Origin of the sequence: Flavobacterium flavipigmentatum, from assembly GCF_020911905.1 — a bacterium.
GTDB classification, from domain to species: domain Bacteria; phylum Bacteroidota; class Bacteroidia; order Flavobacteriales; family Flavobacteriaceae; genus Flavobacterium; species Flavobacterium flavipigmentatum.
In genome coordinates, this window is the sequence record NZ_CP087133.1 from 2,694,657 (window position 1) to 2,706,760 (window position 12,104).

A 12,104-nucleotide genomic window follows, 5' to 3' on the forward strand; every position below is an offset into this window, starting at 1 on the left:
TTGAGAAGTGCTATTTTAAAGTTTATTACTTTTGAAGTCTTATACTTTATGAAATGAAATTTTTTAAAATATTAATTATGGTTTTGGCAATTTCGGTTGCATTATACCAACAGGTTTCGGAAGAAAAAAACATCTACATCATGGTGATTGCGATTGCCGTTTTTATGTTTGGAATGATGCAGTTGAGTGCGAAAGTACCAAGTAAAAATCAAGAAAAGGAGGAACAGGATGCTGACTAAAGGAGATAAAGTTTCCGTCTTAGATGAGGCCATAAACGGGGTGGTGATTTCAGTCAAAAATCAAGAGGTTTTGATTGAAACTGAGGAAGGTTTTTTGATGACATTTTTTGTCAAAGAATTAATTAAAATTCAGGATACCAGTAATTTAATGAATTCCATCAAAAGAATTGATTTAGATAAGGTTTCCAAAGAAAAAGAAGAGCCAAAACCACGAAGTTTTGTAAAAGAAAAGAAAGATAAACGCGAAATTTCGGCTCCTGAATTTGATTTGCACATCGAAAAATTAGTTCCCAATAAACGAGGAATGTCAAATTATGATATTTTAACTTTACAAACAGAAACAGCAAAAAGGCATATAGAATTTGCGATCAAAAATCGAATCCCGAAGATTGTTTTTATTCACGGAGTTGGAGAAGGAATTCTTAAAGCAGAACTTGATTTTTTATTGGGCCGTTATGACGGAATCGATTTTCAGGATGCCAATTATCAAAAATATGGTCTCGGAGCTACCGAAGTTTATTTTAGACAAAATAATAAATAAGACATTTTTTGAGTGTTAAAAGCACCAATATCAAAGCATAAAAAAACGTCTGTTTTTAATTTAATTTTTTATCAAAATCAGATTAAAAACAGACGTTTTATTTGTAAGAATAAAAGCGAAATATTTTTTGCTTGTTATAAACAATAAAAGACTTCTTTTTGTTATTTTGTTAAGATGCCTAATAAGTAACTATTGCCTAATTTGAAACTTAGATTACCGTTTACAAGCTGCACATTTTTAAGCGTAATAGTGTGGGTAAATGTTGTTCCACTTTTGGTAGTTGCTACCTCTATTATTCCGCCCACGGCAGCATTCCAAGTTGTGTTGATAGTGGGTGAAGTTGGTGTGCCATTACAGAAGTAATTGACATCTATTGCACCATTATAAGTATTGTAAACCACTTTATTTTGAGTGGCTGTTATACTACTGCTCCTTGGAGAACCAACAGGGGTTTCTGCATCTACAATTAAATTCGGATCAATATCATTAATCGTCATAGAATATTTAGAGGTGTAATTGTAAAGTTGTTTTGTGGTGGGACATTCGTCTACAGCGTTTACAAATGTTACGCTTGGAGAGGTATAGCCGGTGGTTATAGTTCCAAATACAAGATCTTCATTTTCAACTTGTGATCCTTGTGGTTTTGAATAGGTAACCTTTTCTATAATAATTAAATGAGCAAAACCGGTTATAGATGAGCTACCATTTTCTGTATTTTCAGTAGTTGTTGCTGTTGTTACGATCTTTAATCTACCACCAGTAGCAAACCATTCGTTGGTCACATTAGGGAAAGTAGGTCTGATATCATCGCAAATATTTGATTTTGATATTACACCATCATACGCTCTGTACACTAATTGATAGGCTCCATCAGCGACAATATCAAATTCTTTAGTACCAACTACAGGTGTACCAATTTCAGGTGCTAATGTGTATTGTGGTAATTTAAGCAGTAAAGATTCCTGATTTTTTATTTTATAAAGTAAATCATAGGTTTTAGTATCACAACCTACAGGCGTTATTTCGGTAAAATCAATTTTTTCTTCGGTCAGATCTCCATCATCGCAACCGTTTAGCAGCATGGCAAATAATAATAGGCAGGCATATTTTTTCATCGTAATTATATTTGCGTCAAAAATAGTGAAAATTTTCGCAAATGATATTTTAGAATAGACAATTGATATTCCTTAACTTTGCAGTAATGAAAAAAGTATATCTCGATAACGCGTCTACCACAGCAATTCGTCCCGAAGTCATTCAGGAAATGGTTCAAATCATGACCAACGATTTTGGTAATCCTTCTTCAACACATAGTTTTGGAAGAAATACTAAAACCATTATTGAACTTTCAAGAAAAAATATTGCTAAACATTTAAACTGTTCTGCACAGGAAATAATTTTTACTTCCAGCGGTACAGAATCAAATAATTGGATTCTTCGTTCTGTTGTAAAAGATCTCAAAACACAGCGTATTATTACCTCAAAAATAGAACATCACGCTGTCCTGCATGCCGTTTTGGCGTTGCAACTGGAGTTTGGTATTCAGGTCGATTACGTAAAAGTTAATGTTGACGGAAGTATTGATTTGACACATTTATCAAGTTTATTATCCGATGAAAAGAAGACGATAGTGAGTTTAATGCACGTTAACAACGAAACAGGAAGTATTCTGGATTTAGATAGAGTTGGCGTCATTTGCAAACAATACGGAGCCTTATTCCATTCAGATACCGTACAGTCTGTGGGTAAAACCGAAATCGATTTGCAAAAAATCCCCGTAGATTTTATTTTGGCAAGCGCACATAAATTTCATGGACCAAAAGGTGTTGGTTTTGCTTTTATTCGAAAAAATTCAGGTATACAACCTTTAATTTTTGGAGGTGAGCAGGAAAAAGGACTGCGTGCCGGAACCGAAGCCGTTCATCAAATTGCCGGCATGGCAATGGCTTTATCGCTTTCTTACGAAAATTTAGAAGCCGACAGAAAATATATTTATGATTTGAAAATGTACTTAATCGAGCAACTCGAAATTCATTTTCCAGGTTTTAAAATCAACGGTAAAAAAGAAGATTTCTACAATATTATCAATATTATTTTGCCTTTTTCGGCAGATAAAACAGCTATGTTGCTTTTTACTCTGGATATGAAAGGCATTGCAGTTTCCCGCGGAAGCGCTTGTCAATCCGGAAGCGTAAAACCGTCTCATGTGCTTAAAGAAATGCTTTCGGAGACAGATTTGAAGCTACCCAATCTCCGAATTTCATTTAGCCATTACAACACAAAAGAAGATATCGATTGGTTGCTAGAGAGCTTGAAAACGCTATAAGAGGTTCAAAGGTACAGAGAGGCAAAGGCACATTTTTTTTTAAAGTTACTCAGATGTTAAATTACTAATTTTATAAGGTTTTAAATTTCAATTGTTTAACACGAAATTTAAAACCTGAAACTTAAAACCTGAAACCTGAAACAAAATATTCTAAAATCTAAAATTATTTCCGTATCACTTTTACCTGCGAATCCTTGGTTAGTTTGATTATTGTCGATGGTTTTCCGGCAATTTTGTCCTGATTTAGTTTTACCACATAATCCACACCATTGATAATAGCGGGATTAATATCTTTGAAAGCAATAGGAGTAGGCTGTCCCGAAATATTAGCAGAAGTCGAAACTAATGGTTTTTTCATTCTTTCTAATAATTTAAAGCAAAAAGGCTCTTTTACCAAGCGTACTCCTAACGAATTATCTGCGGCAATAATATTTTGCGCTACATTTCGAGGTTCATCAAGAATGAGTGTCGTAGGTCTTTCCGATACATCCATAATTTGCCACGCTACTTCCGGAATGTCTTTAAAAACGTTGTACATCATTTTTTCGCCATTCATCAGTACAATCATGCTCTGTGTTTCAGCGCGTTGTTTGAGTTTGTAAATTTTGGCGACAGCTTCTGGATTTGTGGCGTCACAGCCAATTCCCCAAACGGTATCGGTAGGATAAAGTATGATTCCGCCTTCTTTGATTACTTCGTAAGCGTTATGTATTTCTTCGTTCATTATCTGATTTTAAATTCTAAAATTTATTTGCAAATATAGTAATAATGCTAGAATTTGAATTATTGGATTTTCTTGTACAAGTTATAGAGGTACATTACTTTTTTTTTTGAAAAATTATAAAATATTAAGTAGTAAAATTGTTCTTAAAATAGTTACTTTACAGCTTTAATTCTATTTCTTCACTCTAATTATTTATAATGTATAAATCGCTTAAATTATATTTTAGATTAATTCTTCTGACCCGAAGGCTTAAAAAAGAAAAAAAATATAGCAGTTTTACTAGTAATTTAAAGTTTGACTCTTATGTTTTGATAATAGATACAAAAGTGCCTGAATATAACAAAGATTCGGGGTCAAGACGATTAACAGAAATTATAAAGCTACTGATTACTAATAAAGTAGGTGTTTTTTTATTGGCTGATTTTAAAGAACTTAAATTTAGAACAGAATATGTTCAGTATTTTAAAGATTTAGGAGTTGTGGTTTACGAGCCAAGTTTAGATGCTTCAGGAAAACTAATTACTAAAAATAAGTTTATCGAATTAATTCTTCCTAACGTGAATTTTGCATGGTTGCACAGACCTGAAATTTTCGAAAAATATTATCCGATTGTAAATAAAAATAAACCTTTGATAAAAATATTTTTTGACATGGTTGATTTTCATTATCTCAGATTTAAGAGAGAATCCGAGTTAACTGGTGATACAGAAATAATGAAAATAGCCAATAAATATCTGAGTCTTGAGCTTGATAATTGCCAAAAAGCAGATAAAATCATTGTAATTTCTGATTTTGAAAAGCAAAATTTAAAAGGCTATTATAGAGATGAAGATAAAATGATTGCAATAGGAAATATTCATCAATTTATAAAAAGCGATGCTTCAAAATGCTTTCAGGATCGCAAAGATTTATTGTTTATAGGTGGTTTTGAGCACAAACCAAATGTTGATGCTGTGCATTATCTGCATAACGAAATCATGCCTTTATTATGGAATACTGATCCCGAAATTGTTATTAATATTATTGGAAGCAATGTTTCTAAAGAAATTCTGGCTTTGCATTCAGAAAAGTTTAAAATTTTGGGCTATGTAGAAGATGTCTCTGCCTATTTTTTAGAGTCAAGAGTTTTTGTAGCTCCATTGCGCTATGGTGCAGGAATAAAAGGCAAAATCGGTCAGAGCTTAGAATTTGGTTTGCCTTTGGTAACCACAAAAATAGGTGCAGAAGGTTTTGATTTTAAAGAAAATACCAACTGGATTGTTGCTGACAAAAAAGAAGAAATAGTTAAGAATATACTCGAAATTTATAAAGACGAAACGCTCTGGAACAAAATAAGTTCAGACTCGGAGATGGTTATCGAGCCGTTTTCTAATAACACTATCGAAAAGAAAATAATTAGTTTGGTTCGATAATACTAAAACTTAAATACTGTTTTTACCCAATTTTCAATGGTATACTTGTTATAAATTTCCTCGTCCAATGGTTCGTAAGGAGTCGCTAAAAATTCAGGATTTATGACAATTGTCGCATTTTCATCGAGAATCAAAATGTTATTTGGGTTGTAAAAGTCGTACTCAGAAATTGATTTATTTGTGGTGATTATTTTTTTCTGAATGGCTAAAGCTTCAAAAATTCTAAAACTCAGTCCGTTGTGGTCTTTTCGAATTAAATCCAGAAATATTTTTGAATTTTCAAAATCAGTTTGTAATGCTTCAGGAAAAACCAGATTTTGTGAATAAATAATGTTTTGATTACTATTTTGAGGGGCTTTTTTACCAACTGCTATAAATTTAAATGGAATAGCATGATTAGAAAGATAATTGGCCAGTTTATTCAAAAAATCAAATCGTTCATCTATAGAAATGACAATAAAAATATTTTCGTTTGTAGGTTTAGAGAATAATTCTCGCTTTGGAAGATAAATATAATTAGAAATGAATGTAAAATTATATTTTTTAGCGTCGATCAAATCAAACGAAAATATTTCGTCAAAGACTCCATCTAGCAAATGATCAATAGGGAATCTCCTGCAGCTATCATAAATATATGCAAGGTATTTGTTGGTTGATTTCTTTAGTTCTAAATGCGTTTTTAGGCTTATTTTATCAGGTCGTATAAACAAAATTGCATCCTGATGTCCCCATTCTTTTACTTGATTAACAATATAATCTTCTAAGGCTGTAACTTTCTTGTTTTTATTAAAAAATGTTTTGTTTACAGCATTACTAATTTTATCAAAAATTGAGGTGTATTTGTATTTAAATTTTGAAATATCGAGATGATTTGCCTCGATGTTTCTTTTTTTTAATTCGGCAACAATGTTGTGATCGTAATAAGTAGAATCAAAACTAATTAAGCAAATTTTCATAATGGCATCCTTTATTATTTTGTAAAAAGTTTTTTTACGCCATCAATCATATTTTGCTTTTCATTCATTACAAAAGATCTGAAATCTAAAAACTCTTCAAAAACTTCATCATAATTATTCATGAGATGGTTAATTAATGCAACGACTTTTTCGGGTTGCATTTCATGATTATGTAGTTTGTACCTTTCCGGTATTCCTAAGTCTTCTTTAAATTCAGATGTGCCATCTCTGCCTGTTAACAAACATACACCCGAAATAAGTGCTTCTCTGGGTATTTTATCGCGTCCCGGAAAATAGCCAAAGTCGAGATGTAATTTTGTTTTTCTCAAGGTGTCTCGCATTTCTTCGCGCGACATTCCTGTTAGAGGAATCCAGCGGTATTCGGGCAGAAGACTCATGTACTTCTCTATTTTATCTAATCCTTTTTTTGGATTATAAGTAATGATGTTTTCTTTTTGAAAATGCCCTAATTCTGGTAAATTTTCAAAGAAAAGTTCCGTAACATAATCGCATAAGTAAGCGATTTTATTATCAAGAGTTTTGGTCAAAAGAAATTCTTTTGTTCTTTGAGATTGATACCAATGCGTGACCGTTTTGTTGGGCTCAAAGCGATATTCAGTATGTTTAAAAGGAACAATTAGCTTCCTGATCCAGTTTTTTTTCTTTTCCCGGCTGTTCATCAAAACTTCATAAAAATCAAGACTCAGCCACCAGACTTTTTTATCAGCCAAAGGATATTTTGCAATAAGATTAGTCATCGATTCTGGTATTATCATGACATTATCAGGACTGTCTTTTACCTTTCTTACATGAGGAACATTATAGTTTTTGTAAAAAGGATGAACAGGATTTTTTTTATTCTTTGTGTATAACATTTTGGCATTATATCCAAGTGAATTAAGGATATAGCCCAGTTGATGCAACGCTTCTGGTCCGCCTGTTGCTTTTTTAGGAGGACAGATAATGTATATATTTTGTGCCATTTTTGTTAATTATCTTAGAGTATTGTACACCACGATGTCTATCCAGCCTTCTAATGTGTATTTATTAAAAATGGCATCGGGTAGTTTTTCATATTCTTTTTCAAAAAACGAAACCGGAATAATCGGGTTTTTTTCGTTGATTACCAGTATGTTATTTGGGTTGTAAAAATCATAATTTACAATATCTGCATTAGTGGTAATCAGCTTCTTTTGCAATCCCATACTTTCAAATACTCTAAATGTTAGTCCGCTTTGGCTTTTTCTGTTAATATCCAATAAAACCTGAGATCTGTTGATGTATTCTTTTATTTCTGCCAAAGGAATGTGGTTGGTAATAAATTCAATCGTTGATGTTTTCTTTCTGTATTTTTTATCATAAACAAATATTTTATGGCTGATATTATTTGATTTTAAGTTATCAGCAATTTTAGAAAGAATAGACAATCTTTTGTCTTTCGAAATAATATTAAAAACCTGATATTCAAAAGGCTTTGGAGCCACTACAGAGACAGAATTATAGATCCAGTTGGTTGCAAATTTTAAATTGTATTTTTTACAATCTTCCTTTTCAAACGAAAAGACTTCATCAAAATTAGGAATAACCCGAATGATTTTTGGACAACGATTTGTATTATCATTAAAATAAGCGACTGTTTTTTTTCCAAATTTCTTTAATTCCAAGACACTTTTAGGATCAATAAAATCTCCTTTGATGACCAATATTAAATCTTGAATTTGATTAATTTCGGTAAGGTCTTCGATGATTTTTTTTCCAAAGTAAATTGTTTTAAGGTTCTTCTTAAAAAAAGTTTTTAAACCAAAATTATAAATTCGATAGAGAAAATTAGGATATTTATATTCATATTTATTAAAATTAATATGATGCACAATGTGACCCTTTTGTTTCAAAGTGATTGCAATGTGATTATTAAATCCCCAATTATCAAGGCTTATTAAAGTAATACGCATATTTTTTTCGTTATGATCAGATACAATTGGTTTTAGCCTTAATTTTTATTTTCTTTAATAATTAATAACTTTAATATTTCTATTATAGTATCAAATTGTCTTTATTTTTCTTAAAATTTGAATAATTCGCATTTATTTTAAAGTAAAATCTCCTTATATACCTTTAGATAGTCTTGGGCCGCTACTTTCCAATCAAAAAATGCAGCTCTTTCTTTCAAAAGTTTTTCACATGCAGCTTTATTGTTTTCGTGGTTATTTAGTCCTTCAAAAAGTACTGTTTTCATGTATTCAGGATCAAAATTTGTCCAGTAATTTGCGACATTTCCACCAATTTCCGGCAAAGAAGTTTGATCAGATAAAAAAACAGGTTTACCAAAACTCATCGCTTCTATTGGTGGTAAACCAAATCCTTCTCTGATAGACGGAAAAAGAAACGCTGTACAGTTTTTCATGTAAAATTGCTTTCCTTCATTGCTGACTTTTCCGGTCAAAAAAACCTGATTTTCGAGATTATGTTCAGCAATGAGGTCTTTTATTTCTTCACCATATTTTTTTAAGTGATTGCCCGAAATAATTAAATTATAACCTGTAATTAATTTCATCATTTTTACGATAGTACCATAATTTTTTCTTTCGATAAAATCTCCAATACTGTAAAAAAAAGGCTTATCTACAGGTACTTGAGAAACAAAAGAGGATGTGTTTAATAGTATTGAAATTGGATTTCCGTTATAAATGATATATTCTGGAACATTAGGTACATTAAAATATTTGTGGGTCTGGTTTTTTGAAAATTCCGAAATATAAGTAATTGCAGTTGCTTTGTTCAGTTTTTTTAAGAAAAGTTTATTTCGTTTATGATTAATATCAGAAGAAACTTCTTCGGTAAAATTTACATCATGAATGGTTAGCAAGTAATTTTTACAAGCAAAAGGTTCAACCTTTGTATTCTGGTTTACAGAATGCCATAAATCGTAATTTTTTCTAATTCTAAAAAGATTTAATCTGGATAAACTCGAATATTTATTATACTCGAATTTTTTCCCAAATTCATCTTTAAGAAGTCTAGTGTCGCTCGCATTTAATGTTAGCCTCATCTCGTCAAAATTCAATTCAGAGAAACCTTTGATTAGTTCATAATTAAAAGTCCCCAAGCCTCCGGCTCTGTTGTTGATATTATGTGTTTCCAAAAAAACACTTTTTTGATTTGACATTATTTTTAAATTTTTCACGAAAATACGATATTAATTTGAAGTCTTAAATTCTATACGTATTTTTGTCTTTCATAAAAATATTCTAAATGAATTTTAAAGTAAATCCAATTTTTACAGCCCATACAGAGTCTTTATTAAATACTATTGAAGAATTTAACGACTCAGGAACTATTTTTGGTAATGGACAGCGAAACGTTATAAAACTGTTTGATTTGGATGGTAAAACGATTAATATAAAATCGTTTAAAATTCCACATTTTATAAATAAAATTGCTTATAAATACTTTAGAAAATCAAAAGCAAGACGCTCATTTGAGTACGCAAATCGTTTGCTGAGTTTAGGAGTTGGAACACCACAGCCCATCGCATATTTTGAAAATTACAATGTAATTGGTTTAGATAAAAGTTTTTACATTAGTGAACATTTAGACTGTGATCTAACGTATCGCGAGCTTGTCGAAATTCCGGATTATCCTGATCGCGATACTATATTGAGACAATTTACCAGATTTAGTTTTGGCTTGCATGAAAAAGGAATTGAGTTTTTGGATCATTCGCCGGGTAATACGCTCATAAAGAAAAATGCTGCTGGTGACTACGATTTTTTCTTAGTCGATTTGAATCGAATGGAATTTCATAACGAAATGTCTTTCGAAAAAAGAATGAAAAATCTTTGCAGATTAACGCCTCTAAAAGAAATGGTAGTTATAATGAGTAACGAATATGCTAAATTGTATAAACAAGCATCTGAAGAAAAAATAATGGAGATTTTGTGGCAATTTACAGCCGATTTTCAAGAGCAATTTTATAGAAAAAAACGCTTGAAGAAAAAACTTAAATTCTGGAAGAAGTAATTTTTTTTAACTCTTTATAACGAATAAATACGCTGTACGCATTAAGATAGCATATAATTATTCCGTTTGTGTGGTCCAAAAAACCTAATCGAATTATAAATTGATATAAAAAAGTATAAATGGGGTGCAATAGCATCATTATAAAAGAAGGTTGATGACCTTTTTTAAATTTTTCTCGGGCTTTTAGCATTCCATAACGCTTCATTTTTGCTTTATAATCATCAAAATTAGTATACGAATAATGAATGAGTTTGTTTTTTAAAACGGCAATTTCACCTTTGATTTCTAATTTTTCATGAACCAGTTTTTCGGTGGTATATTTGCATTTTAATTTGTCAAAAAGCCTGAAAATCTTGTCGGTTTGCCAACCGCTAAATCTTAATTTGGTGTTTTTAAACATAAAAGTCCTGTACACCAGATAAGCACTCGCAGGATTGGGATTGTTTATTGTATTGATAATTTCAGATTTTAATTCAGGCGAAAGTTTTTCATCGGCATCGATAAATAAAATCCAGTTATTTGAAGCTTTTTCTAGAGCAAAATTGCGTTGTGTAGTAAAATCTTCAAATGTATTCTGAATGAGTTTTACGTTTTTAAAACTTTCCACAATTGCAGTTGTTTTATCATTGCTATACGAGTCGATAACAATGATTTCGTCAGCAAAATCAAGGTCTTTAAGCAAAGATTTTATATAAAGTTCTTCGTTTAAAGTAATAATTAAAACGGATAGCTTCTGCTTTTCGATAGTATTCATCCGGAATTATTTTGTTCTGCAATCAGTTTTTGTATTCTTGAAAATACGTTTCAAGTTTTTCAAGCATCAATGGCAAAGGATATTCATCATAATACTGAAAAGTATTTTCTTTAATATATTGTTCGGTATGTTGCTCGTATATTTCTGGTTTTAAATCTTTTAAGTGAATAGAAGTGTGTTTTGCTTCGTTTTCAAAGAGCTGCCAGGTTTCTTTTCGAACAGATGGAGTAAAGATTGAAAAAGTTGGTATATCCAGTGCTTTAGCCATATTGACAGCTCCGCCTTCATTACCAATAAGCATATCGCATTGCGAAAGCAAGGCCAAAAAAGCACGCAAATCAATGCAATACAAATCAAAAACAATATTTTTCTTTGTCTCTTCAGAGCAATTATTGTAGACTTCTAGAGCTAATTCTTTTTGATCCGGGATATAATTAAAAATTATGGTGGCGTTTGTTTTTTCAACAGTAAAATCTATGATTTTGGCCATTTTATCAAGAGGATACGTTTTGTAAACTTCACTGCCCAAAATCCCAAACATGATTAAAGGTTTTTGTCCTATCGTAATATTATGATCTTTAAGAAGTTGTACTGCGGTAGTAATTTCTTCTTCTTTAAGGAAAATTTTTGGCTTTACATCTGTTATTTTTTCAGAAATAAAAGGTTTTAATAACAGTAATCTGTTTTCAATAGCCAGTCCGTGCTCAGATTTTACAGCGTCAAAACGTTCGTAAGTATGATTGTAGAAAATAGGTGAATACCATTTATGATAAGATACTTTGTATTTTGCTCCGGAAAATAATGTAATTAAATTGGTTTCTAGTTTGCAATACACATCAATTACAGCGTTGTATTTTTTCTTCCTGATTTGAAAAATAAATTGAAACAAAGAAGGAATTGATTTTCTGACTTTATTAGTCAAAATAATGATATTGTCAATGTTAGGATTTTCTTTTAGTACATCAACAGAGTTGGGATAACACATGTAATCAATTACAGCATCGGGGTATTTTGTTCTAAGATTGTTACAAATTATGGTGCTGGTTAACACGTCTCCAATTCTTTTTTGTTGTATGACTAGTATTTTCATTTTTGATTCTAAATTCTTTTTCAAGGGCTAAATTACAAACTA

The 12,104-nt window shown here is 31.1% G+C and carries 13 protein-coding genes; 5 read left to right on the forward strand and 8 right to left on the reverse strand.

Annotation, left to right across the window (positions count from 1 at the left end; all coding sequences use genetic code 11):
• Nucleotides 1–53: 53 nt before the first annotated feature.
• Both LNP22_RS11755 and LNP22_RS11760 read left to right on the forward strand, forming a co-directional pair.
• Nucleotides 54–239, forward strand: coding sequence for a hypothetical protein (locus LNP22_RS11755; protein WP_229973621.1), 186 nt, complete (start codon nt 54–56; stop codon nt 237–239).
• Complete coding sequence (locus LNP22_RS11760) at nt 229–780, forward strand: Smr/MutS family protein (protein ID WP_229973622.1); 552 nt, start codon at nt 229–231, stop codon at nt 778–780. Before LNP22_RS11755 ends, LNP22_RS11760 begins: the two co-directional genes overlap by 11 nt.
• 161 nt (nt 781–941) lie before the next feature.
• Here LNP22_RS11760 and LNP22_RS11765 read toward each other — a convergent pair whose 3' ends face one another.
• Nucleotides 942–1,895, reverse strand: a complete 954-nt coding sequence (locus LNP22_RS11765; protein ID WP_229973623.1) for a hypothetical protein — start codon at nt 1,893–1,895, stop codon at nt 942–944.
• Between the two features lie 86 nt (nt 1,896–1,981).
• Here LNP22_RS11765 and LNP22_RS11770 point away from each other — a divergent pair, with 86 nt between their 5' ends.
• A complete protein-coding gene (locus LNP22_RS11770) occupies nt 1,982–3,106 on the forward strand; it encodes a cysteine desulfurase family protein (protein WP_229973624.1) in 1,125 nt (374 codons plus the stop codon).
• Nucleotides 3,107–3,269: 163 nt separating this feature from the next.
• Here LNP22_RS11770 and LNP22_RS11775 read toward each other — a convergent pair whose 3' ends face one another.
• The gene (locus tag LNP22_RS11775; RefSeq protein ID WP_210665664.1) at nt 3,270–3,830 is read right to left on the reverse strand and encodes an L-threonylcarbamoyladenylate synthase; all 561 of its coding nucleotides are present in this window, start codon (nt 3,828–3,830) and stop codon (nt 3,270–3,272) included.
• A 308-nt stretch (nt 3,831–4,138) separates the two neighbouring features.
• Between LNP22_RS11775 and LNP22_RS11780 the strand changes: the two genes are divergently transcribed.
• Nucleotides 4,139–5,242, forward strand: coding sequence for a glycosyltransferase (locus LNP22_RS11780; protein WP_229973625.1), 1,104 nt, complete (start codon nt 4,139–4,141; stop codon nt 5,240–5,242).
• Between the two features lie 2 nt (nt 5,243–5,244).
• On the opposite strand, the gene LNP22_RS11785 is transcribed toward LNP22_RS11780, so the two are convergent.
• The 4 genes from LNP22_RS11785 to LNP22_RS11800 all read right to left on the reverse strand — a co-directional run bounded on the left by LNP22_RS11785 (nt 5,245) and on the right by LNP22_RS11800 (nt 9,340).
• Complete coding sequence (locus tag LNP22_RS11785) at nt 5,245–6,198, reverse strand: WaaS/CpsH family glycosyltransferase (protein ID WP_229973626.1); 954 nt, start codon at nt 6,196–6,198, stop codon at nt 5,245–5,247.
• A gap of 14 nt (nt 6,199–6,212) precedes the next feature.
• Nucleotides 6,213–7,181, reverse strand: coding sequence for a hypothetical protein (locus tag LNP22_RS11790; protein ID WP_229973627.1), 969 nt, complete (start codon nt 7,179–7,181; stop codon nt 6,213–6,215).
• A 9-nt stretch (nt 7,182–7,190) separates the two neighbouring features.
• Nucleotides 7,191–8,150 (reverse strand): WaaS/CpsH family glycosyltransferase, encoded by a 960-nt coding sequence (locus LNP22_RS11795; protein WP_229973628.1) that lies wholly within the window; start codon nt 8,148–8,150, stop codon nt 7,191–7,193.
• A gap of 137 nt (nt 8,151–8,287) precedes the next feature.
• The gene (locus LNP22_RS11800; protein WP_229973629.1) at nt 8,288–9,340 is read right to left on the reverse strand and encodes a glycosyltransferase family 4 protein; all 1,053 of its coding nucleotides are present in this window, start codon (nt 9,338–9,340) and stop codon (nt 8,288–8,290) included.
• Nucleotides 9,341–9,450: 110 nt separating this feature from the next.
• On the opposite strand from LNP22_RS11800, the gene LNP22_RS11805 reads away from it, so the two are divergent.
• Nucleotides 9,451–10,218, forward strand: coding sequence for a lipopolysaccharide kinase InaA family protein (locus LNP22_RS11805; RefSeq protein WP_229973630.1), 768 nt, complete (start codon nt 9,451–9,453; stop codon nt 10,216–10,218).
• Here the strand turns inward: LNP22_RS11805 and LNP22_RS11810 are convergent.
• The gene (locus LNP22_RS11810) at nt 10,199–10,972 is read right to left on the reverse strand and encodes a glycosyltransferase family 2 protein (RefSeq protein ID WP_229973631.1); all 774 of its coding nucleotides are present in this window, start codon (nt 10,970–10,972) and stop codon (nt 10,199–10,201) included. The two genes, LNP22_RS11805 and LNP22_RS11810, sit on opposite strands and share 20 nt — an antisense overlap.
• A gap of 22 nt (nt 10,973–10,994) precedes the next feature.
• Nucleotides 10,995–12,062, reverse strand: a complete 1,068-nt coding sequence (locus LNP22_RS11815) for a glycosyltransferase family 9 protein (RefSeq protein WP_229973632.1) — start codon at nt 12,060–12,062, stop codon at nt 10,995–10,997.
• Nucleotides 12,063–12,104: the final 42 nt, after the last annotated feature.